The sequence below is a fragment of the Collinsella sp. SGI.095 genome, from assembly GCF_050314535.1.
Taxonomy (GTDB): domain Bacteria; phylum Actinomycetota; class Coriobacteriia; order Coriobacteriales; family Coriobacteriaceae; genus Collinsella.
In genome coordinates, this window is record NZ_JBNPNG010000012.1 from 14,131 (window position 1) to 36,973 (window position 22,843).

Sequence of the window (22,843 nt, forward strand, 5' to 3'; positions counted from 1 at the left end):
CGGGGGCCTTTTTTATTATGCATATGCGGGATGGCGGCTAGCTTATAGACTCATGAGCCCTTATACTGCGTCCGTCCGCAATATCTGCCAGCGGAACCAGAATGAGCGCGGACTTTATGGTGTGCATAACATTAGCTTGCCAAAAGCTTGACGGTGGTGCCTCGTATAGCGTGATGCATTCTCTAGCATAGTCTATTCAAAAATGCTACTAATGAGTCGCAAACGGTAGCAGCGCGTAGGCGAGTTGCGCAACAAAATATTACAAGCCCCATTGCGTTACACTGCCAAATGAGTGGGACATGCTGGCAAGCGCATTGACCTGCGCAAAGACCGGTTGGTTGGGGGAGAAGTTTCAATCGGCGCTCGCTGAACAAAAACTTGCCAAATGCGAACCGAAAGACAACCTAAAACTCTGCGTCGTTCGATTTACGGGATGGCTTGGGCTGTCTTGCGATTACGGTGTCCATGTGGCCGAGGTAAGGAGCGAGCATGATGAACGGGCTGAACGATACGGACGATCTCGAATTGGCGCCGTTGGGCACAGGTTATATGGTCCGACGTGATCGCCTGATGAGCGAGTTGATTGTCAAGGGCCGCAAGGCGGGCATTGTGTTGCTCTATGCACCAGATGGGTTTGGGAAAACATCGATATTGCTTCAGTACACTCAGGAAGTCAAAAGCGACCCGACGCGCGGTCTGGTACGAATCATCGAGGCTGACCGCGCGATTGCCCGCGAGGTGTTTATGCAGCTCGAAGTGGTCACAGATGAACTTGAGGACAAACCGCGATCGTTGATTGCGATTGATAACGTCCCCAACCTCGATCAGCAAGATACCGAGGAGCTTATCGATCGAATTCGAGGCCTGCGCACTATGGGGATCGGGGTCTTTGTCACCTGCCGCCCCTCAAATCGCCAGTTGATTCGCGGGCTGGGTGACTCGGTCAAGATCAATGCGCAGATGCTCAAGGTGCATGCCTATGAGTATTCGGCCTGGGCATCGGCGTTCTCGATTAGCACGTCGCTCGATTTTTACCAGCTCACACAGGGTGTTCCCGAGTTGGTTTCGGCTATGCAGACGGGGCTGTACGGAGAGGGCGACGTTGCCAGCTTGCTCGAAAACGAGATTGTCAACGTATACGGTGCGGCACTTGCCGATATGGCATCAATCGATAACGGCGCCCTATTTAACGTGGCGTGCGTGATGGCCCTGATGGGCGAGGGCAAGATTGCGGAACTTGAGGCATGCGGTGTCAGGCTCTCCATGATCGATCAGTCCTATCTTGTTCGTGATTATCCGATTTTTGGTGTCGATCCGGTCGACCGAAGCTTTACGTGTATGGGCACCGAGGATAACGCGCGCCTGAGATTACGAAAAATGGTTGCGGAAATTCGTCCAGAGCTCGTTATGCGCGCGGCACGCATTCTGCTCAAGGCGGGCCGATGCGATGCTGCGATGGATTTGGCAGATGCCTTTTTGGATCGCGACGCCGTCCTTGAGCTTGCTGGACAGTATGGTGTCGATTTGGCTCTGACTGGGCATGGAGGGGATGTCTGTCGCGCGGTACTGAGGACGACGGATGCCGACAAGCCCGCGTTGGAGCCGACGCCCACCGAGGCACTTGGTGTCTATTTGGCGGCGGTAAGCGTTTCGAATACTAAACTGGCCCGGTATATGGCCTCGATTGTCGAACATGCGAGCGCACAGTCGGTCCGCGAGATTGATTTGGTTTCTTGGAAAGTCGCTCAGGTGCTTACGGTCGTCTGTTATGGAGATTGCGAGCTTGGGCTTCCAGCCAATCCTGCTCTTCCAAAAAATGAGGCATCTTGTGCTGCGCTCGATATGCTGTCGGCGCATATCGAGGTTAAGAGCCGGCTGACCGAACAGGCGAAAGACGGCGCAGCACTTTCGGGACTCAAGGCGAACAAGGTATATGATTGCGAACTCGATATTGCAGAGATTCTCATACGGGCAGATCGGATGTTGGTGGAGCTCTTCGATGGGTCCTTTATGGGAATCGATGAGCGTGACGACGAGATGTCTCGAACACGGGAGGCACTCGATGCTCGTGGGCTTAAGGCACCGGCTGTCTGGGTGCGTATGGTGCTGGCGGCACGGCGTCTACTTGCAGGCCTGCCAATGACTGACGATACGGCGTTTAATGAGCTCGATCGCTTTGCCGTGCGCGTGCGTGACAATCAAATCCAGCTGTTTGGCCTGCTACTCGAAGGCTGGCAGGCGCTCGCCGAGGGGCGCCCGGTCAACGCGAAGTTCCGCGCGGTCCAGGTGCTCAAGCTTGCTGACGAGTCGATCGCATACATGCGCGACAACGCGTTGCTGTTGGAGCGTGCATCAAGCCTTCGCAATACGTCGATGGTGTCGGTACGAGAAGAGGCAGAGCTGCTCGACCTAAGTCGGACACAAGTCGGCGGCGCGGAGGCTTGGGTCGTAGCGCTGCATTTGGCGTCTGCGGGCCGTGACAGCGATCTTGCCGCCTGGATGTCTATGAATCGTTCTGGGATTCTGGAGCCAGCGTATCGGCTGTTTGCACGCCTTGCGATGCATTGCCTGGGCGAGCCTGCTGCCAAGATTCGAAAGAAGCTCCCGGTGCGTGAGCTATCGCGATATTCGCTGCGCGACGATTTGGAGGGAGAGAGCGAGCGGCTGTTCCAGGTCGGCGAGGTCGAACCCGTCGACGCTATCGATCATATCGAGATTCGCATGTTTGGCGCGTTTCGTGCCGAGCGCGACGGATTTCCCATCACAGACAAGATGTGGCGTCGTAAGAAAGCGGCAACGCTTGCCGAGCGGCTTGCGTTGGGTATCGATTCGTTTGTCGATCGCGAGACCTTGGCTATGGAACTGTGGCCACATGCCGAGTACAGTAGCGCCCGTAACAACTTGTATTCGACTGTGTCACGCTTACGATCCGCTTTGGGACCCACGCCAGATGGCAAGTCGTGCGTCCTGATTCAAAACGACTGCCTTGGCCTCAACAGGGATTACGTTAAGACCGATGTGAAGCTATTTGAGCAGATAAGCCGCGAGATTTTGGGTAATCGCACAAGAGTGCGTGGGCCTCACCTGGTCGAGCTGTGTCTTAAGATCGAACAGCTCTATGCCGGACCGCTGTATATCCCCAACGGTTGCAATCCGACGTACTTTTTGCGCATGCGCCGCATCATGCAGTCGAAGTTTATCGACTGCATGATTGTGGGAGCAAGCGCTGCCTTGGAAGAAAACGACCTGCAGTCGGCAATCTGGCTGGTAGAAGCGGGGCTACGTCAGGAGACCGCACGCGAGGACATGGTGCGATGCGCCATGCGCGTGTACGGAGCGGCGGGGAGACGCCGCGATATCGTCGAGCTCTATAGCGGGCATATCCATCATCTTAAGGAACAGGTCGCAGGCGTTCCCGAGCCCGAGACCAAGCGTCTCTACGAGCGTCTGGTCGAAAGCAGGGTCAACCGACCGTTCATTGAGCGATAAAAAACGGGCGCCCGCATCATTCGGACGCCCGCAGGCTTGCTCTGTGTGAACCGATCGGCCCTTAGACGAGCTTGATCTTCTCGATATCCTTGCGCGAGGACTCTCGATACAGCGAGAACTTGCGGCCGATAACCTGAACGACGTCGGCGTGGCAGCGCTCGGCGAGTTCCTCGGCGGCCTTGCGGGCAGAAAGGCTGGAGCCGTCCAACACGGAGCACTTAACGAGCTCGTGCTTTTCCAGGTAGGCGACCGTCTGCTCGACGGTACCCTCGTTGACATCGGACTTACCGATGATGATGGCGGGGTTGAGGTGATGGGCCATGCTGCGAAGCTGCTTGACCTGGGCTCCTGTCAGTGCCATGGGATCTCGCTTTCTATGTATGGGGCGCCCCGCGATGGGGCCTTAATCTACGTGAGCTGTCCCACGATAGCGCAGGAACGGCGCGGTGTGGAGCGCGTTTGCCAGTTCGCAAAGAATGCGGATGCCGGGCGGGTAGACGATGCATACTTTAGATGGGCTACGGTCGGGGCGCAGAGACCGGCTCCCAGGCGATGAACGCCCATCGGACCTTGCGGATGTGGTCGAGCATGTAACGTCCCTGCGGCACGCCCTTGGATCCCGGCTCGCCGGCATGGGGGTTCTCGATCATATGTTGGGCGATATAGTCGCGCAGACGATCGATCTTATCCTCGTTGCCATGCTCGAGCATACGGGAGAGGTCTGCCACGGCGGCCTCGAGGCTATCGAAGGTGTCACGACGGGGCGATTCAAAATACGTGACCTGCGGTAGTGCACCCATCTGAATAAGGATGTTAAAGGCGTACACAAAACCATTGCTACGGGTAACCGAGGCGCCGATGGCATTCATCACGTGCAGGTCATAGCGCGGGCTGGAGTTGGCGACCATCGTGACAGCACAACGCCGCCGAGCCGTACGGTCGAGCTTGGCAAGCGCGCCTTTTAGGTCGTTCGTAGTAACCGAGCGACTCGCAAAGGCAACATCTACCGCTTTCGCGACCGGTCCAACCAAATCCCAGTCATCATCCCAAGCAAGCTCAAGCGGTGTAATGCGATCCTCGAGCCCATAGTACTCAATGCCAGCATCAAGCGTGCCCAACATAGCAGGGGAAAAATCAGCGGCAATCACGGGATGTCCAGCCTGAGCAAGCGGAATAGCAATCGACCCAGCCCCACACCCCATATCGAGCAACGACTCGCCGGGCTCAAGCGCCAGCAGCTTTATAAAATCTCGGGCGTAGGGGGCAGTCTCCAGTGGACGAAAATGCCGAGCACGTTTATCCCACTCAAAAGAATCATCAGCCCGCCGCCGAGCAGCCTGTAGACGCATCCATTCGCCATTCCAATCCGCAGAAAGAAGCTCAGATTGAATTACACCATCAGCCACGGGCCATCCCCCTTACAACAAAAAAGCGGCCCCTCCCAAAAGAAGAGCCGCAACAAGCATATATCAGAAAAAGAACCGTTCCAACGCCAAGCCGCCGCACCAGCCAAGTGGTGCAGGAGCGAAGCAACTGCAACCGGGATAGAACCCAACTGAGGTCCCGTTGTGCGGGAGCCCCGGTGAGGGCAAATATATAAGGTCGATCGCGAGTTCCGCACGAGCCGGAGAGCACTTAATGTGCTCTCCGTGCGAGTCAGGACTGTCCGAGCAGGCGACCTTATCTATTTGCCCTCACCGGGGCTCCTCGCCCTGTAACTCCCTGCTAGTTCTTGAGCGAGTTCAGCGGCGCCGGGAAGCGTCCACCGCGGTGGGCAAGCACGGTGCCGGCGTTGGGGTTCACCGGCATGATGGGCGCACGGCCAAACAGGCCGCCATACTCGACGCAGTCGCCCACGCCCTTGCCGATGGCGGGGATCACGCGCACGGCCGTGGTCTTATTGTTGATGACGCCGATGGCCATCTCGTCGGCGATAATGCCGGCGATAGTCTCGACCGGGGTGTCGCCGGGAATGGCGATCATGTCCAGGCCAACGGAGCACACGCAGGTCATGGCCTCGAGCTTCTCGAGCGAAAGCGCGCCGGCCTCGACGGCGGCGATCATGCCGGCGTCCTCGGACACGGGGATAAAGGCGCCCGAGAGGCCGCCCACGCTGGAGCTGGCCATGACGCCGCCTTTCTTGACGGCATCGTTAAGCATGGCGAGCGCGCAGGTCGTGCCGGGGCCACCGCAGGTGCCCACGCCGATGATCTCGAGGATGCGCGCGACGGAGTCGCCGACGGCAGGCGTAGGCGCTAGCGACAGGTCGACAATGCCCTTCTCGACACCTAGGCGACGGGCAGCCTCGCGACTCATGAGCTCGCCGGCACGGGTGATCTTAAAGGCGGTCTGCTTAATCTTTTCGGCGACTTCCATCATCGATGCGGAATCGGGCAGCTTCTCCAGGGCTGCGGCCATAACGCCGGGGCCCGAGACGCCTACGTTGATGACGGCGTCGGCCTCGCCACCGCCGTGAACGGCACCCGCCATAAACGGGGAGTCCTCGACCATGTTGGCAAAGCAGACAAACTTGGAAGCACCGACGGAATCCTCATCTGCCGTAAGCTTGGCGGCATCGATGATGGTCTGAGCCGCCATGAGCACGGCGTCCATGTTGATGCCGGCGCGCAGGCTGGCGACGTTGACGCTGGAGCAGACGCGGCTGGTGGTAGCGAGCGCCTGGGGGATGGACTGGATGACGCGGCGGTCGGCGTCGCCGATGCCCTTCTGGACGAGTGCGGAGAAGCCGCCCAGGTAATCGATGCCGAGCGTCTCGGCCGCGCGGTCGAGGGCATGCGCGATGGGGGTGAGGTCCTCATCCTTGCAGCACGCGGCGATCTGCGCCACCGGGGTGACGGAAACGCGCTTGTTGACAATGGGGATACCGTACTCGCGCTCGAGGTTCTCGGCGGTCTCGACCAGATGCTCAGCCGTGTGCGTCACGTGGTCGTAGATCTTCGTGCACATGCGGTCGAGGTTCTCGTCGCCGCAACCCATGAGCGAAACACCCATGGTGATGGTCCTGATGTCGAGGTTCTGCTCCTCAACCATGCCGCGGGTTTCCGCGATTTCTGCGGGCGTGATCGCCATCCTTGCACTCCTATCTGCCAAAACGAGCATAGTCTTGTCTATTCTAACGTGCCGCACGTGCCAAGTGGCGCATGCGGCACGTTTTGGTGCTCGGTTGTTTCCGTTGTGTTACTGCCCAAAGACCTCTTCGGCGATACGAGCGCTTTCGGCGGCGTCCTTGGCGTAGTAGTCCGCGCCGATCTGCTTGGCGTATTCGGGGGTGAGCACGGCGCCGCCTACGATGATCTTGACGCCCGGCACCTCGGCATGAAGCAGTTTGATGGTCTCCTCCATAGCGACGACCGTGGTGGTCATAAGCGCCGAGAGGCCGACGAGCTTGATGTCGCGCTCCCGTACGGTCTTGAGCACCTCCTGCGGGTCGACGTCGCGGCCTAGGTCAAAGACGGTATAGCCGTAGTTATCGAGCAGCATCTTGACGATGTTCTTACCGATGTCGTGGATGTCGCCTTTGACGGTGGCCACGCAGATTTTGCCCTTGTCGGCAATCTCGCCGGCGGGCATCAGGCGCTTGATGGTGTCAAAACCCACGCGCGCGGCCTCGGCCGAGGCCATGAGCTGCGGCAAGAAGAACTTTCCCTGGTCAAAGAGGACGCCAACCTCGTCGAGGGCGGGGATAAAGTGTTTGTTGATGAGGTCCATGGCGTCGTGGTCTGCCAGCAGACGCTCGGTCTCGGCCGCAATCTCGCCTTTGCGGCCCGAGACGACCATGCGACGAATCGGGTCGTCGTTGCCGTCGGTGCCGTCGGTGCCAGCGGCGGGCACAGTGTCGGTCGATACTGTCTGAGCCGCCGCCGGGTTCGCGGCGATCTTGTACGGATCGGTCCAGCCGGCGTAGCGCTCGATGTATCCGGTCGAGCCCTCGTCCTCAACGCTCAAGACGCGATAGCTGTAGACGGTATCCATAAAGCGCTTGGAGCCCGGGTTCATGATGGGAGCGTCCAGACCCGCGCCGAAGGCGGCGGCCAAAAAGACCGAGCCCAGCAGCGGGCGGGCGGGCAGACCAAAGCTGATGTTCGACACGCCGAGCGCGCATTTGACGCCCAGACGCTCCTTACACAGGGACATGGCGCGCAGGATCTGCTCGGCTTGGCGTTGATTGGTCGAGGCGGTCATGACCAGACAGTCGATGAGGATGCGGTCCGGTCCGATGCCGTAGCGGGCGGCCTCGGCCACGATGCGCTCGGCGATGGCGAAGCGAGCCTCGGCGGTATCGGGAATGCCGCCTTCGTCGAGCGTGAGGCCGACGACGTTGGTGCCGTAATGGGCGACCAGCGGAAAGATCTCATCCATGATCTGCTGCTTGCCATTGACCGAGTTGATGATGGGCTTGCCGGCGTAGCGGCGCACGGCAGCCTCGACGGCTGCGGGGTCGGTGGAGTCGATCTGCAACGGCAGCAGCGTGGAACCCTGGAGCTGCTCGGTGGCCTGTTGGATGATCTTGACCTCGTCGATCTCGGGCAGGCCCACGTTGACGTCCAGGATGTCGGCGCCTTGCTCCTGCTGGCTGATGCCCTGGCTTACGACGTAGTCCAGGTCGCCGTCGCGTAGGGCCTGCTGCAGGCGCTTTTTGCCGGTGGGATTGATGCGCTCGCCGATGACGGCGATCTTGTGGCCGTCACAGGGGAGGTCCACCACGGTCTGGGCGCTTGTGACCGACATGCTGGGCTTGCGGCGGCGCGGACTGGGCGTGTGGTTGTCGATAAGCGTGCGCAGCGCTGCCGTGTGCGCCGGCGTGGTTCCGCAGCAACCGCCCACGACGCTCACGCCGTCGGCGATCATGCCGGCGACGGCCTTGGCGTATTCGGGGGCCTGGATGTCAAAGACGGTGTTACCGTCGTCGTCCACGTGGGGGAGTCCCGCGTTGGCCTGCACCATAACGGGCTTGTCGGTAACGGTGAGCATGCGTGCGGCGAGCCCTCGGAGCTCGGCCGGTCCCTGGCTGCAGTTGATGCCCAGGACGTCGGCGCCGATGGCGTCGAGCGTGATAGCGGCAACCTCGGGACTCGTGCCCAGGAAGGTACGGCCGTCCTCCTCAAAGGTCATGGTGGCAAAGACGGGCAGCTCGGAGTTCTCGCGGCAGGCAAGGACCGCCGCCTTGATCTCGGCAAGGTCGGTCATGGTCTCGATAATAAAGAGGTCCACACCCGCGTCGACGCCAGCGCGCACTTCCTCGGCAAAGAGGTCATAGGCCTCGTCGAAGCTGAGGGTACCCAAGGGGCGAAGCAGCGCGCCGATGGGGCCGATGTCGCCGGCGACGTAGTGGGCGCCGGCCGCGCGGGCGCAGGCGACGGCGGCGGCAAAGACATCTGCCACGGTGGCGGCACCGTCGAGCTTGTGGGCGTTGGCGCCAAAGGTGTTGGCGGTGATCACATCGCAGCCGGCCTCGACATACTGACGCTGAATATCGGTAATGACCTGGGGCTCCTCAAAGTTGAGCAGCTCGGGCAGGGCGCCGGCCTTCATGCCGGCCGCCTGCAGCATGGTGCCCATGCCGCCGTCGAACAGCAGGTGCCCCGTGCCCTCGATGGCGGCGCGCAGGCGATCGTCCTTAATGTAAAGGTCGTCGATCGTGCGCGTCTTGTACGTGGCGCCCTTGCGGCGTGAGGCATCAACGGGCGCCGCCAGCGCGGCGCCGTCCAGATCATGAGTGATAAGCGGAGTAAACATCGGGGGCTCCTAATGGCTGGAATAGCAGGTGGTGTGGGCGGCGCGGAAGCGGCAGTGCTCGCGCATGCGGCAGATATTGCAGGTGGGGCGACTCTGGGCGTCGTGGACCTCGCCGTCAAACAGGCCGATCACCGCGGTCACGCTCTTGGTGGGCATGAGCAGGCTGGTAGGTGTGACGGTAAGCCCGATGAGCCGCGTGGCGTTGAGTGCAGCCACGATTGAACGCTGAGCCGTAAGCGGGCAGTCGCCGTAGCCGGGACTGAAGCGCCAGTTACCGGCGAGTCCGTGTGCGGCGGCCGCAGCCTTGACCTGCTGGTCCATCTGCTCGACGGCAGCTTCCACATAGGCGGAGCACGCGGCATCGAGCACGGCTCCCTCTAGGGGCTGCTGGGCTCCCGTGGTGCGCAGGCGACGCTCGGCATCCATGCCGAGGGTGCATGCCATGAGCGCGGCAAAGCGGGCGTCTTTGAGATGTCGATAGATATCGCGACCGCGCAACTCAACGCTGGTTCCAACCAGACGGATGCTGGGCTCTCCCTGCTCGTCCACGCCCATGGCATCGACGGCAAATACGCGGCGCACGCCACGGGGCTCAATGTCCAGTTCCAAACGTTCAACGACAAGCTCAATACGCTGCGACAGCTCGGGCTCAATCTGCTGGCCGCCGTAACCCAGATACCGCAGCATCTCGGCACGATCGACGCGGGGATGGTGGGCATCATCGATACGGTAGAGCGCCGGCGACGCAAGGTCGGCCGGCACTTCGACAGCGGTTGTATCGATGTGCGGTTTTTCCATTACCCCAGGCGCTCCATAATGGTTGCGGCGATCGCAGGACGATTCATAGTGTACAGGTGCAGGCCGTCGGCGCCGTGCTCCTTAAGGTCGCAAAGCTGGCGGGCGGCATAATCTACACCGGCTGCCTGCAGGCTCTCGGGGTCATTCTCGTACTTGGCGAGAATCTTGATGACGGGGGAGGGCAGCGACGCGCCGCACATAAAGACCATGCGGCTGATCTGCGACTTGCCCATAAACGGCATGATGCCCGCGGTAATGGGCACAGTGATACCGGCCTTGTCGGCAAGCTCGCGAAAACGGTAGAAGCACTCGTTATCAAAAAAGAGCTGCGTCACAAAGAAGCTCGCGCCGGCGTCCTGCTTTTGCTTGAGGTATTCGACCGAGAGGTTGAGATTCTCACAGGCAATGTGGCCCTCGGGGTAGGCTGCGGCGCCCACGCAAAAGCCGGCGTCGACGAGCTCGGGGATGAGGTCCCGGGCGTAGGCGTAGTCCGAGGCGGGTTTGTCATCCTCGCTCGCGCCGGCGGGAAGATCGCCACGCAGAGCCAGCACATTTTCTACGCCGGCGGAGCGGTATTCGTCGATCTTGGCAGCGATATCGGCATGCGTGCGGCCAACGCAGGTGAGGTGCGCCACCGAGGGCGTATCGAATTCGCCCGTAATCATATGCGCGATGGGGGCGGTGGCGGAGCCGTTGCCCGAGCCGCCGGCCGAGCAGGTGACCGAGACAAAGCTCGGCGAAAGCTTGCACAGATTGCCAGCCACCTCGCGAGCCGTGTCGAGGGTAAGCTCGCCCTTGGGCGGGAACATCTCAAACGAAACGGGCGTGGTGCCCTGGGATGCTGCCTGCTTAAAAACCTCGTCGACGCGCATATCGTGCTCCTTTAGATACATTAGCGTGATGTGTTGTAAGGATTCTACAGTACCGCTGCGCTACGGTGGAGTTTTACTCGCTATTTGGAAATATCAATCGAAGATGCTTCGCTATCGGCATTCCCTATAACAGCGTAGCTAATTTGGAGCTTTTTTACCCCATCAACCAGGTACGCAGGGTAGTCTTTTTGGGACGGGGCTTTTTTAGCTACCCAATCCGGCGCCTCCAAAGCTTGAGACCATTTTTAAATAGGGCAGCTAAAAAAGCCCCGTCCCAAAAAGACTACCCTTAAACCATGCGGAGAGGTCTGCAATTTATACAGTTGATTGGCTGTTGAGGGTGGCAACATCGCCGCGATGCGGTAACCTCATTGATTAGTTTCGCGACGGCAACATAACGGTAATGTCGCGGAAACACGGCGAGTCTAAGCTATGACTCGTTCGTTAGTAATCAACACCGCTTCTCACGCGGTGCCGATACGAAGGGAGTTCCGTATGGCCGAACTTACTGACCGCTTCGGGACCATGGTGTTCTCTGAGGAAGTCATGAAAGACTACCTCCCCAAGGACATTTGGAAACGCCTTGCTGCAACCCTCGAGGACGGTGAGCCGCTCGACCTGGATGTGGCCAACGCCGTTGCCCATGCCATGAAGGTTTGGGCCATCTCCAAGGGCGCGACGCACTACGCGCACTGGTTCCAGCCGCTTTCGGGCATTACTTCCGAGAAGCACGACAGCTTCCTCGAACCCAACCACGACGGCACCGCCATTACCAAGTTTACGGGAAAGAACCTCATCCAGGGCGAGCCGGACGCCTCCAGCTTCCCCAACGGCGGCCTGCGTGCCACCTTCGAGGCCCGCGGCTATACCGCTTGGGATCCCACCAGCCCCGCCTTTATCAAGGACGATGTCCTGTGCATCCCCACGGCTTTCTGCTCCTACACGGGCGAGGCCCTGGACAAGAAGACCCCGCTGCTGCGCTCCATGACCGCGCTCTCGCGTGAGTCCAAGCGCGTTTTGGCGCTGTTTGGTAAGACCCCCAAGAAGGTCGTTCCTTCCGTGGGCGATGAGCAGGAGTACTTCCTGATCAAGAAGGACGCTTACCGCAAGCGCAGGGACCTGGTTATCACCGGCCGCACCCTCTTTGGTGCTGCTCCCTGCAAGGGCCAGGAGCTCGAGGAGCACTACTTTGGCGCTATCCGCCCCACCGTCTCGGCCTATATGAAGGACCTGGACGATGAGCTGTGGGCGCTTGGCATTCCCGCCAAGACCAAACACAACGAGGTCGCTCCCTGCCAGCATGAGCTCGCCCCCGTCTATGGCGAGGTCAACGAGGCCATCGACCAGAATCTGGTCATGATGGAGAAGATGAAGCTCATCGCCTCCCGCCACGATTTGGTCTGCCTGCTGCACGAGAAGCCCTTCGAGGGCATCAACGGTTCGGGCAAGCACAATAACTGGTCGCTTGGCACCGAGTCCGAGAATCTGCTCGATCCGGGCGACACCCCGCTCGACAACCTGCAGTTCATCGTCTTCCTCACCGCGGTGATCGAGGCCGTCGATAACTATCAGGAGCTCCTGCGTGCCTCCGTTGCCTCGGCCGGCAACGACCATCGTCTGGGCGCCAACGAGGCTCCTCCGGCGATTATGTCCATCTTCCTGGGCGACCAGCTTACCGAGGTCGTCGAGAAGATCATCGATGGCAAGGCTTCCGTCCATGCCACGCGCGGCGTGCTCGACCTGGGCGCCGATACCCTGCCCAAGCTGATGCAGGACAACACCGACCGCAACCGCACCTCTCCGTTCGCCTTCACCGGCAACAAGTTCGAGTTCCGTGCCTGCGGCTCCGAGCAGAACGTCTCCGACTCCAACCTGGTGCTCGATGCCGCCGTGGCCAAGTCGCTCAAGTCCTTCGCCGATGCACTCGAGGGTACGCCCGAGGATAAGTTCCAGGACGCCGCGCTCGAGTACTGTAAGAAGGTGCTGACCGATCACCAGCGCATCCTGTTCTCCGGCGACGGTTACTCCGACGAGTGGCCCATCGAGGCCGAGAAACGCGGCCTTGCCAACAACAAGACCACGGCCGACGCTCTTCCCGCCTTTGTTTCCGATAAGGCTATCGCGCTCTTTGAGGAGACGGGCGTTCTGACCAAGGCCGAGGCCCAGTGCCGCTACGACTGCAAGCTCGAGAAGTACAACAAGCTCATGAACATCGAGGCTACCACGATGATTCGCGAGGCACGTCGTACCTATCGTCCGGTCATCACCGCCTATGCCACCAAGGTCGCTAAGGGCCTTGAGACAATTCGTGCCGCCGGTGCTGAGGCCGCCATGCAGTGCGAGCAGAACACGCTCAACAAGCTCTGCAACGGTATCACCGCCATCAACGACTCCATCAAGGCGCTCGACGCCGTGCATCAGAAGGCCGAGGCTCTCGATGGCCAGGAGCAGGCCAATGTGTATGCACACGAGGTCGTTCCCGCTATGGATACGCTGCGTGCCTCCGTGGATGCCATGGAGGAGATCGTGGCCGCCGACTACTGGCCGGTCCCGACCTACGACGACATCCTGTTCTACGTGTAGGGCATAGCCAACATATCGTCACGGTATTAAGCCGGGGTCCGCATCGCGCGGGCCCCGGCTTTTTGATTGCGAAGGACGCTTTGGAGTCCGTTTTGCCGCCGATTTGCCGGGGTCCGCACCCTGTCGGGTTCGAATCCCGGCACATGGGTAGAAAAAAGCCCGCCACCGCGGGGGTAACGGGCTTCTCGTTTTAAATGGTGCCCCCAGCGGGATGTCCGCGTGCGGCTGGCGCCGCCCGCTTTCGCTGCGTCGCTTCGCTCCTTGCGTGCTGCGCTGGAAAACGCTTCGCGTTTCCTCAGCTCCGCACCCTGTCGGGTTCGAATCCCGGCGTTGGGGTAGAAAAAAGCCCGCCACCACGGGGGTAACGGGCTTCTCGTTTCAAATGGTGCCCCCAGCGGGATTCGAACCCGCGATATCCACCTTGAAAGGGTGGCGTCCTTGGCCGCTAGACGATGGGGACAGCGGGAAAGAGTATAGCAGACTTTTTTATCCGTTCACATATCGTTGGCAAACTGAAAAACCACCACAAAGATGCCTGTCCCCTTGTGGTGGCGGGGCGTTAGGGGAGGAGCTTCATCGCGGCGTCGTGGGCGGCGTGCTCGTAGGTGTCGTCGAGGGGCTTGAGCGGCAGCAGGGCGGCGGCCTGTGCATCGCCACGGCGCTCAAGGGCATGGGCGATGAGCCAGTCGGCGAGCTCGGGGTTCTTGGGCAGTGCCGGTCCGTGTAGGTACGTGCCGATGACGCCCTTGTAGATGAGGCCCTCAAAGCCATCGTCGCCGTTGTTGCCGGTGCCCGTGACGACAGATGTTCCGAGCGGCGTGGCCTCTGCATCGAGCAGGGTGCGGCCGCCGTGGTTCTCGAACCCCACAAAGGGCTCGGGTGCCAGGTCGGTCTTGACGGCGACGTTGCCTATCAGGCGGTCGGAGCCGCGCACGGTCTCGGCGGCGATGACACCTAGGCCCTCGATGCGATTCTCGCCCATATAGTACGAACGACCGAGCAGCTGATAGCTGCCGCAGATAGCGAGCAACGAGCCGCCGTCCTCAACATATGTCGCAACCTTGTCCTTTTGAGCGAGCAGCTCGTGTGCCACAGCCAACTGATCGCGGTCGGCACCGCCGCCCATCATGACGATGTCGGCGTCGGTGAGATCGAGCGTCTCGCCCATGCGGACCTCGTCCACGCGCGCGGGAATGCCGCGCCAGGCGCAGCGGCGCTCGAGGGCGATGACGTTGCCGCCGTCGCCATAGAGGTTGAGGGCATCGGGATACAGATAGACGATGCGCAGCGGGCGCGGAAGCTCGACCGGCGCAATATCGGTGGGGACGGCGCTGCCATCGGTGCGTGTTACGGCGCAGGAGGCAACCGAGCTCGCATCGGCGTCTTTAAGTCCGTCGAGCTCTTTGACCAGCGGCGGGAATGCCGTGTAATTGGCGACGGCGTAGAAGGTGTCATCGGCGGCCTCATCTGCCACGGCGCCGATCGCCTGCTCGATATTCGAGATGATGGCGGCGTCGATGCCGGCGTACTTCAGGCGCACCTGCATGTCGTGCGCGCGCGTACCCCCGGCAAAGGCGATAAGCCCTGGGGTATCGGCGATGCGCTCGAAGTCGACGTCGTAGATCCACGAGACATCGTGGCCGTCGGCGTCGTTGTCATTCAGGAAGAAGGCGCAGAGTCTGCCGCCTGCCGTTTTAATGGACTGGATCTGGCGATCGAAGCCCACGGGATTTTTGGCCAGGTTTGCCTCGACGGTACGGCCGGCAATCTCCCAGCGGCCCATGCGTCCGCCGGCGGGGACGTAGGCATCGAGCGTGGGCTGCAGATGCGCTGCGTCCACGCCCAACTCGCGCGCCGCAAAGAAGGCGGCGGCAACGTTGTAGACCATGTACAGGCCGTTGTAGCGTGTGGCGATGTGCGTTGCGGGCGCTTTTGCCTCGGGTCCAAAGGCCAGGTCAAAGCCGTAGCCGTCGCAGCCGAGCTCAACGCCTGTCACGCGACGGACCAGCGCGGGGCGACTCCAACCGCACGAAGGACAATGATAGGCGCCGAGCTGGCCGTACTGCACATAGTTGTACTCCAGCGGCGCGTTGCATTGCGAGCAAAAACGCGAGTCGCTAATGCGATCGGACTCGGTGCCCGTGGCGCCGTCGATGCCAAAGGCGATGCTCATATTGGGGACGCGTGCGGCGATCGAGGCGCAGAGCGGGTCGTCGGCGTTATAGATGAGCGTCGTTGCCGGCGAAAGCTCCAACGCGTGGGCGATGACGTCCTGGGTGTGGTCGATCTCGCCGTAGCGGTCCAGCTGGTCGCGGAACAGGTTGAGCAGCACAAAGTACGTTGGCTTGAGCTTGGGCAAGACGCGCACCGTGTAGAGCTCGTCGCACTCAAAGACGCCCACGCGCTTGCCGCTGCCGGCACGCTTAAGATCGCTGCGGCCCTCGAGCAGGGCACCCACCACGCCCGGCTCCATGTTGTTGCCGGCGCGGTTGCATACCACGGTGGCGCCGCTGGCGGCAACGGCGTCGGCGATGAGGTTGGAGGTGGTGGTCTTACCGTTGGTGCCGGTGACCACCACGCTGCGGTCGACAAGGCTCGCGAGGTCGCTTAGCAGCTCGGGGTCGATCTTCATGGCGATGCGGCCGGGGAGTACGCCGCCCTGGCGCTTAAGGATGGAGCGCAGCCCCCAGCGGGCGATATCGCTCGAGGTGCAGGCGAGAGATGAGCGGAAGTTCATGGAGCCGTTCCTAACGTGAATGACATGGTCGTGGCGATCGTGCCGTTAAAAGCCATAACGGCGCGCAAATTCCTGGGCAAGCTGCGATACGTCTTCGCAAGCGTTGGCCCAGGGGGCAAAGTCGGGAGTATCCGAGATGATGCCGTCGGCCTCCCAAACTGCCTGGTGCGAAAGGTCCCAGGGGTCGTGCGGCTCGGGCCGGCAGGGAAGGTACGGCGTCTGATACATGGGGTTCAGCAAAAAGAACGCGCCGCCCTCGCAGCGGTTGGCAAACTCACGCAGGGCGCGTGTCGCCGGGCGCATCTTGTTCGTTTTGAACAGCAGGATCGTGCGGGCGAGTAGGTACCAGGGGGAGTTCTCGAGGGCATCGGCCCCCATCTGCTCCTCGAGCTGGTGGGCCAGGGCAAAAAAGCCGTCCTCGTCTTCCAGACGAGCGAGGGCAAGTAGCACGGTGCCGGCAGCTCGGGTGGGATAGCCTTCCGCCTTAAGAACACGGCGAGAATAGTTGGCAGCAGCACGGTAGCGGGCGCTCGCCATGCACAGCTGCGAGATGGCCTCGAGCGTGTGGAGCCACCCGATAAGCGCCGGCTCGCTCACGGTGAGATCGGCCGCCGTCACGCCGTCTGAAAGCACCTTGTTGGTCCAGTAGTGCGGAGCCTCCATGTCGAATCCGGGCACGCTTTGCCGTAGGTAATCGGCTGTGGTCGCCTCGAGCTTCATCAGGTCGCCCAGGCAGGCGTCGACGGGCGTGTCCGCCAAAATGATGGCAAGCAGATGGGCATCGAAGACATACGCATCGATGCGGACGATCTTGAGCAGCTCATCGCGCATATCGTCGAACAGGCGGTTGCGCGTCTGCTCAAACTCCTCATCGCTGCCCATATCCTCGATACGATGGAGCTCGTCGAGCAGGTGGCGGTGAACGCCGGCATAGGAAAGCAGTGCCTGGGCATGCTCGGTCTGCGCATACTTATGGGGGTTGACGCTCACGTCGTTATGGACAAGATCGCGTGCTGCATCGGTGAGTTCGGGGTGCGACGCAACGTAGGCGCGCTCCAGGTAGGCGGGGATGTAGACGCTCGGATCCATTAGAGGTCTCCTCCCTTAAACGGCAAGCCCTGCTCGGCTGCCCGCAGGATGCGCTCGTCGATCTGGGAACGCACGATATCGTTGGTGGCGACCCAGGCGGCAAAGCTGGCGTTGTCGGGGGCGCCCAAGCCCTCCTGCAGTACCGGCGTCGCTTCGGACAGCGCAAGGACAAGCTCGTCGGTGGAGCCCACGCCCACGTTGACGCGGGCATAGACGCCATCGGGAAACTCGGTTTGAAAGTAAAGCGCCTCGGCTGCGTGCGGGCACGAGCGCACAAGGATGCGCAAGTAGTGTTCGGCGCCCTCGTAGTCCAGCTCGCGCCAGGCAACGCTCATCAGCGCGATGAGCGTCCACGGGTCTAAGTCGCGCTCCGCGTCCTTGGGACGACGGCGCAGCGGCGTGTTGGCGAGATAGGGGACGGAGTGGGAAGAGCGAAAGCGTTTGAGCTCCTCGGCGGGGTATTCGAGTTTTGCCATGGCGAGCATCGCAGTGTGGCGGACACCGGCCGGATCGTTGGGGGCAAAGTCCAGGCTGCGGTTTGCGGTTTCGAGCGACAGGCGGTAACGGCCGCTAATGAGGGCGCGCGACGCAAGGGCGGCAAGCCAGCGCAGGTAGGGGCGGCGTGTAAGGTCGCCTGCGGCCTCGCGCTCGTAGGGGTCCTGCGCCGAGGCGATCTTGAGTGCCAGGTCGTGCTCGACTTCATCGCGCTTGGATACCAAGTACTGTACGTACTCCTCGTTGGAGTTAGCGGTGAGGGCGGTCAACATGCGCTGAGCGTCCCAGTTGGTCGGGTCGAGTGCGGCTGCCTCGCGAAGCATGTTTTCGGCAGCGGTCTCTTCTTGCTCTGCCTGGGTATCGTCAGGGATAAAGGGAATGCGGTAGTCGACAGCCTCGACTACCTTGGCAATCAGATGTCCGGCGCGGTCGCGGTCGTGCACGATGAGCGGCGCGGGGTTGCGGGTGAATTGTTCCATCAGACGCTCTACGGCAGGGCCGTCGGTGAGCGGGATATTGTCGCGGCGCAAGGCCTCAAGAACGAGGCGATGGCAATCTTCTTGAATGGGATCGAATGCCATGGGGCCTCCTTTGCTGCGGTTAGGGTTCAAATGTCTCTATATAAGGTTCTAGTTTACCCGCATGAGGCACATTGGGAGTGCCGCACTTGGACATGCACCTTTGCACCACGAAGACGGATGTCGCACAAATGTCGGCACCTTGGACGACCGAGTGGTATCACGGTGCCGCAAACGGTCGATTTTTGGCGGCGAACGGTGTGTCTTTTGGAGGGGCACAGTCCTGCCCTGGATATGTGGTCAACCTTGATAAAACGTTTGCCCAGCTTGGGAGTATGAATGCCGCATAAGGGTCTTCAGGGATAGAAAAAACGTTTCATCATTGTCGACTTTCGGTAAATAACTGACCAACCAGAACGGTAAAATAATATTTGTCTGAGCGTTGAGACGTTTAGACATCGCGCATTGTCATCGCCGGCAACGCGCAAAACGGTCCTAACGGAGCCAATCGGGTGCTCCGTTATATACGCAAGTCTAAGAGGGGCTTGTTTAGGAGGCACAGTATGGGACGTTTTACCAATCCTCGCGATCTGTACTTTGGTGAGGGCGCTCGCCACGAGGTGAAGAACCTCAAGGGCAGCAAGGCCATCATCGTGACCGGCGGCGGCTCCATGCGCCGCGGCGGTTTTTTGCAGGACGTCGAGGCCGACCTCAAGGAGGCCGGTTTCGAGGTCAAGCTGTTCGAGGGCGTCGAGTCCGATCCGTCCGTCGAGACGGTCATGAAGGGCGCCGAGGCCATGACCGAGTTCCAGCCCGACTGGATTATCGCCATTGGCGGTGGCTCGCCCATCGATGCCGCTAAGGCTATGTGGCTGTTCTACGAGTATCCCGAGGAGACCTTCGAGGAGGCAGTCGTCCCGTTCTCCTTCCCGGAGCTCCGTCAGAAGGCTCACTTCTGCGCCATCTCCTCTACCTCCGGCACCGCTACCGAGGTCACCGCGTTCTCCGTCATCACCGACTACGCCAAGGGCATCAAGTACCCGCTGGCCGACTTCAACATCACCCCTGATGTCGCCATCGTCGACCCCGAGCTCACCTACACCATGCCCGCCAAGCTGTGCGCTCACACCGGTATGGACGCTCTGACTCACGCCATCGAGGCCTACGTCTCCACCGCTGGTTCCATGTACACCGACGCCAACGCCCTGCATGCTATCCGCGAGATCGTCGAGTGGCTGCCCAAGTCCTATCAGGGCGATCATGAGGCCCGCCAGCACATGCACGATGCCCAGTGCATCGCCGGCATCGCCTTCTCCTCGGGTCTGCTGGGCATTGTCCACTCCATGGCTCACAAGACCGGTGCCGCCTTTGAGGGCGACCACATCATCCACGGTTGCGCCAACGCCATGTACCTGGGCAAGGTCATCCAGTTCAACGCCAAGGACGCTCGCGCCAAGAGTCGCTACGCCTTCATCGCCAAGGAGATCCTGCACCTCGCCGGCGAGACCGAGGACGAGCTGGTCGAGGCTCTGGTCCAGGAGATTCGCGACCTCAACGACAAGCTCGACATTCCGCAGGGCATCAAGAACTACGGTGCCAAGGGCGTGAAGGCCGACGAGTCCATCATCGATTACGATGAGTTCGAGGCTAAGAAGCACGACGTTGCCGCCAACGCCATCCTCGACGCCTGCACGGGCTCCAACCCGCGCCAGCCGTCTCAGGAGGAGATGGAGCAGCTGCTCGAGTGCGTCTACACCGACACCCCGGTCACGTTCTAATCGGCACACATTGTTCTGATAAGGGTCTCGCGCTCTGTGCGCGGGACCCTTTTTCTATGGTGCAATCTAACCTGTCCTCAATGCGCCAAGTTGCCACAAGGGGACAGGTGGCTTTGCACCAATCGTTGTTTGATGAAGGGCGGATTCTCGTATGGCGCTTCCTATGGTTTATGGCGGTCCCGGCCGGTATGTTCAGGGGCCGGGCGAACTTTCGCGTCAGGGCAGATATTTGTCATGGTTGGGCTGCGCTGCCTATGTCTTGTTTGACCAGGGCACCGAGGATCGGCTGTGCAGGCAGATCGTCGATGGATTTCTGGACGAAGATCTAAGCGAGCCGTTCTTTAAGATTTATGACGGTCCGTGTACGGAAGATGCCGTTGTCGAAATGGCCAAGGAAGCCCAGGCTGAGTATTGCGACATGGTGGTGGGTATTGGCGGCGGCAAGATGCTCGATATCGCCAAGGCCGTTGCGTTTTATGCCGAGTTGCCGTTGTGCGTATGCCCCACGGCGGCTTCGATGGACGGTCCGTGCAGCGCGATTTCGGTGCTGTATCACGAGGATGGGTCGTTCGACCGCTATCTGATGCTCGAAAAGAATCCAGATTTGGTTGTGGTCGATACCGGCGTGGTCGCGGCAGCTCCGCTGCGTATGACGGTCGCTGGCATGGGCGACGCACTGGCAACGTACTTCGAGGCGCGTTCGTGCGCCGCGGCGCACGGCACCAACGAGCACGGTGGCGCGCCGGGACACTTTGCCCTGGTCGCGGCACGTGCCTGCTACGACACGCTCATGGAGTGTGGTGTCGCTGCCAAGCGCGATCTTAAAAAGGGTCGTATATCGCCGGCGGTTGAGCGCCTGATCGAGTGCAATATTCTGCTCTCGGGTGTTGGCTTTGAGAGCGGTGGCCTAGCGCTTGCCCATGCTATCGCCAACGGCCTGACGATTCTGCCCGAGTGCAAGGCCATGCACGGTGAGGCCGTGGCATTTGGCCTGGTGGTGCAGCTTCGTTTGGAGCGCGCGCCCGAGCTTGATCAGGTGCTCGAGTTTTGCCAGTGCGTTGGTCTGCCGACGACACTCGAGGAGCTGGGCCTTGGTGAGATTTCCGATGATGACCTGCTGAGCGTTGCGGACGCAACTTTTAAGAACGAGCGCAATATGGCTAACGAACAGGCCAAGGTGACCAAACAAAAGCTCGTGCAGCTCATGTGCGAGGCATAGCTTGGCGCTTGATTGACCTTGTGCAATCGAGGCGGCGATAGGCCATAGGCTATTTTTCTCAAAGATGCGCCGCGTGTAATTTGCCCGAGGCGTGGGCCGATAGCGTATCATTATCTCTTGCTTGTTTGCACTGCTCAGGGAGGGGCCGCGCATGGCGCAGGAACACGATCTGTTTGATGACATTATCGAGATCAGCAAGGGTTTCGACTTTCTTAAAAACCCGCTTGGCGGTGTGACCGATGCGCTCGATCCGTCGGCGCCGCAGTGGAATCCTGCCGACTACAAGGAGCGTCCGCGCGGCAACACCATTCCGTGCCTGACCTGCAAAAACGAAAAGAGTGGCTGCTCCGCGTGCATGGATGTGTGCCCGGTCAACGCTATCGAGGTCGAGGAAGACTCCATCGAGATTCTCGACTCCTGCCGCAAGTGCGGCCTGTGCGCCGCTGCCTGTCCGACCGAGGCAATCATCTCGCCGCGCCTGGCGCCCAAAAACCTGTATGACGACATTGTCTCGGCGGCAACGAGCCACGAGACCGCCTACGTTACCTGCACGCGTGCCCTTAAGCGCATGCCGCGCGAGAACGAGGTCGTCGTTGCCTGCGTGGGCGATATTACGGCCGAGACCTGGTTCTCGGTACTGGCGGACTATCCCAACGTGAGTGTGTACCTGCCCCTGGGCGTGTGCGATAAATGCCGCAACACCGGTGGCGAGGATATCCTGGGCGAGGCGATTGCGAAGGCTGAGGAGTGGTCTGGCACGGGTATGGGCCTGGAGGTCGACCCCAAGAGCCTCAAGTGCCATAAGCTCCGCGAGTACGAGCGCAAGGAGTACATGGAAAAGATCGCCCGCACGACGGGTCTGACGGTGACCAAGCTCAACCCGGCGACGGCGGCGCTGGCCTCGGTGACGCAGAAGTTGAAGGCCCATCGCCATCAGATTACCCAGCTGGAGCGCACGCTCAACACCATGTGCGGCACCACGACGGCAAAGCGTCGCCGTTCGCTCACGCATGGGCGGCAGCTGGTGCTTTCGACACTGCAGAACCATCCCGAGCTTGCCCAGAACATGCAGGTGAGCACGCCGGAGTGCGATTTTGACAAGTGCACGTCGTGTGGCGAGTGCGTCAATGTATGCCCCACGTTCGCCTGCGATTTGGTGGGAAGCGGCCGCTTCGCGTTGGAGTCCACATATTGCTTGGGCTGCGGCGCCTGTGTCAAGGTTTGTCCCGAACATGCGCTCAAGCTGGTCGAACACGATGCGTCCAACTTGGTTGTCGTCGACCCCGAAGCCGAGGAAAAGGCCGCTCAGAAGGCCAAAGCCCACGAAGAGGCCCAAAAGGTAAAAGCCGAGGCGAAGGCCAAGCTCGACAAGATGCTCGACCAGGTGGAGAAGCTCGCGGACTAGCCAGCTACCCCAATCTCTGCTTCATTTGCGCCGCCGCGGTGTCCGGATTCGCCCGGATGCTGTGGCGGCGCTATACTTATGCAGTTTGAAGTACCTGTACCAA

The 22,843-nt window shown here is 60.7% G+C and carries 14 protein-coding genes and 1 tRNA gene; 5 read left to right on the top strand and 10 right to left on the bottom strand.

The features are described 5' to 3' along the window. Nucleotides 1-492: 492 nt before the first annotated feature. The gene (locus ACQRCA_RS05755) at nt 493-3,489 is read left to right on the top strand and encodes an AfsR/SARP family transcriptional regulator (RefSeq protein WP_427719423.1); all 2,997 of its coding nucleotides are present in this window, start codon (nt 493-495) and stop codon (nt 3,487-3,489) included. A gap of 61 nt (nt 3,490-3,550) precedes the next feature. Here the strand turns inward: ACQRCA_RS05755 and ACQRCA_RS05760 are convergent, their stop codons facing one another. The 6 genes from ACQRCA_RS05760 to ACQRCA_RS05785 form a co-directional block, all read right to left on the bottom strand. Beyond that, nucleotides 3,551-3,850, bottom strand: a complete 300-nt coding sequence (locus ACQRCA_RS05760) for a YhbY family RNA-binding protein (protein WP_427719424.1) — start codon at nt 3,848-3,850, stop codon at nt 3,551-3,553. A 157-nt stretch (nt 3,851-4,007) separates the two neighbouring features. Beyond that, nucleotides 4,008-4,895: a methyltransferase domain-containing protein gene (locus ACQRCA_RS05765; protein WP_427719425.1), complete on the bottom strand. Its 888-nt coding sequence runs from the start codon at nt 4,893-4,895 to the stop codon at nt 4,008-4,010. A gap of 319 nt (nt 4,896-5,214) precedes the next feature. Next, the gene (locus ACQRCA_RS05770; protein ID WP_427719427.1) at nt 5,215-6,579 is read right to left on the bottom strand and encodes a PFL family protein; all 1,365 of its coding nucleotides are present in this window, start codon (nt 6,577-6,579) and stop codon (nt 5,215-5,217) included. Between the two features lie 108 nt (nt 6,580-6,687). After that, the gene (locus ACQRCA_RS05775; RefSeq protein WP_427719428.1) at nt 6,688-9,246 is read right to left on the bottom strand and encodes a homocysteine S-methyltransferase family protein; all 2,559 of its coding nucleotides are present in this window, start codon (nt 9,244-9,246) and stop codon (nt 6,688-6,690) included. Nucleotides 9,247-9,255: 9 nt separating this feature from the next. Beyond that, nucleotides 9,256-10,044, bottom strand: coding sequence for a hypothetical protein (locus tag ACQRCA_RS05780; RefSeq protein WP_427719430.1), 789 nt, complete (start codon nt 10,042-10,044; stop codon nt 9,256-9,258). Further along, nucleotides 10,044-10,916 (bottom strand): methylenetetrahydrofolate reductase, encoded by an 873-nt coding sequence (locus tag ACQRCA_RS05785; RefSeq protein WP_427719432.1) that lies wholly within the window; start codon nt 10,914-10,916, stop codon nt 10,044-10,046. Before ACQRCA_RS05785 ends, ACQRCA_RS05780 begins: the two co-directional genes overlap by 1 nt. A 495-nt stretch (nt 10,917-11,411) precedes the next feature. Here ACQRCA_RS05785 and ACQRCA_RS05790 point away from each other — a divergent pair, with 495 nt between their 5' ends. Next, entirely contained in the window at nt 11,412-13,499 is a 2,088-nt protein-coding gene (locus ACQRCA_RS05790) for a glutamine synthetase III (protein WP_154517961.1), read from the top strand. 383 nt (nt 13,500-13,882) lie between these two features. On the opposite strand, the gene ACQRCA_RS05795 is transcribed toward ACQRCA_RS05790, so the two are convergent. The 4 genes from ACQRCA_RS05795 to ACQRCA_RS05810 form a co-directional block, all read right to left on the bottom strand. Then, nucleotides 13,883-13,959: transfer RNA gene (locus ACQRCA_RS05795), tRNA-Glu, on the bottom strand. A 99-nt stretch (nt 13,960-14,058) separates the two neighbouring features. Beyond that, nucleotides 14,059-16,236, bottom strand: a complete 2,178-nt coding sequence (locus tag ACQRCA_RS05800) for a MurT ligase domain-containing protein (RefSeq protein ID WP_427719434.1) — start codon at nt 16,234-16,236, stop codon at nt 14,059-14,061. Nucleotides 16,237-16,281: 45 nt separating this feature from the next. Further along, a complete protein-coding gene (locus ACQRCA_RS05805; RefSeq protein ID WP_427719435.1) occupies nt 16,282-17,325 on the bottom strand; it encodes a hypothetical protein in 1,044 nt (347 codons plus the stop codon). Further along, on the bottom strand, nt 17,325-18,401 hold the full coding sequence (locus ACQRCA_RS05810; RefSeq protein ID WP_427719437.1) for a hypothetical protein: 1,077 nt from the start codon (nt 18,399-18,401) through the stop codon (nt 17,325-17,327). Before ACQRCA_RS05810 ends, ACQRCA_RS05805 begins: the two co-directional genes overlap by 1 nt. A 500-nt stretch (nt 18,402-18,901) precedes the next feature. Between ACQRCA_RS05810 and ACQRCA_RS05815 the strand changes: the two genes are divergently transcribed. The 3 genes from ACQRCA_RS05815 (at nt 18,902) to ACQRCA_RS05825 (ending at nt 22,740) form a co-directional block, all read left to right on the top strand. Beyond that, on the top strand, nt 18,902-20,116 hold the full coding sequence (locus ACQRCA_RS05815; protein WP_117794788.1) for an iron-containing alcohol dehydrogenase: 1,215 nt from the start codon (nt 18,902-18,904) through the stop codon (nt 20,114-20,116). A gap of 151 nt (nt 20,117-20,267) precedes the next feature. After that, on the top strand, nt 20,268-21,335 hold the full coding sequence (locus ACQRCA_RS05820; protein ID WP_427719439.1) for a glycerol dehydrogenase: 1,068 nt from the start codon (nt 20,268-20,270) through the stop codon (nt 21,333-21,335). Between the two features lie 151 nt (nt 21,336-21,486). Beyond that, nucleotides 21,487-22,740 carry a 4Fe-4S binding protein gene (locus tag ACQRCA_RS05825; protein WP_154517950.1) on the top strand — a complete coding sequence of 418 codons (1,254 nt, stop codon included), beginning with the start codon at nt 21,487-21,489 and terminating at the stop codon, nt 22,738-22,740. Nucleotides 22,741-22,843 lie beyond the last annotated feature (103 nt).

Excerpts from the sequence above, each read along its gene's own strand:
- ACQRCA_RS05755 (WP_427719423.1), top strand. The coding sequence starts at position 493 with ATGAACGGGCTGAACGATACGGACGATCTCGAATTGGCGCCGTTGGGC.
- ACQRCA_RS05760 (WP_427719424.1), bottom strand. The coding sequence starts at position 3,850 with ATGGCACTGACAGGAGCCCAGGTCAAGCAGCTTCGCAGCATGGCCCAT.
- ACQRCA_RS05770 (WP_427719427.1), bottom strand. The coding sequence starts at position 6,579 with ATGGCGATCACGCCCGCAGAAATCGCGGAAACCCGCGGCATGGTTGAG.
- ACQRCA_RS05775 (WP_427719428.1), bottom strand. The coding sequence starts at position 9,246 with ATGTTTACTCCGCTTATCACTCATGATCTGGACGGCGCCGCGCTGGCG.
- ACQRCA_RS05780 (WP_427719430.1), bottom strand. The coding sequence starts at position 10,044 with ATGGAAAAACCGCACATCGATACAACCGCTGTCGAAGTGCCGGCCGAC.
- ACQRCA_RS05785 (WP_427719432.1), bottom strand. The coding sequence starts at position 10,916 with ATGCGCGTCGACGAGGTTTTTAAGCAGGCAGCATCCCAGGGCACCACG.
- ACQRCA_RS05790 (WP_154517961.1), top strand. The coding sequence starts at position 11,412 with ATGGCCGAACTTACTGACCGCTTCGGGACCATGGTGTTCTCTGAGGAA.
- ACQRCA_RS05800 (WP_427719434.1), bottom strand. The coding sequence starts at position 16,236 with ATGAACTTCCGCTCATCTCTCGCCTGCACCTCGAGCGATATCGCCCGC.
- ACQRCA_RS05805 (WP_427719435.1), bottom strand. The coding sequence starts at position 17,325 with ATGGATCCGAGCGTCTACATCCCCGCCTACCTGGAGCGCGCCTACGTT.
- ACQRCA_RS05810 (WP_427719437.1), bottom strand. The coding sequence starts at position 18,401 with ATGGCATTCGATCCCATTCAAGAAGATTGCCATCGCCTCGTTCTTGAG.
- ACQRCA_RS05815 (WP_117794788.1), top strand. The coding sequence starts at position 18,902 with ATGGGACGTTTTACCAATCCTCGCGATCTGTACTTTGGTGAGGGCGCT.
- ACQRCA_RS05820 (WP_427719439.1), top strand. The coding sequence starts at position 20,268 with ATGGCGCTTCCTATGGTTTATGGCGGTCCCGGCCGGTATGTTCAGGGG.
- ACQRCA_RS05825 (WP_154517950.1), top strand. The coding sequence starts at position 21,487 with ATGGCGCAGGAACACGATCTGTTTGATGACATTATCGAGATCAGCAAG.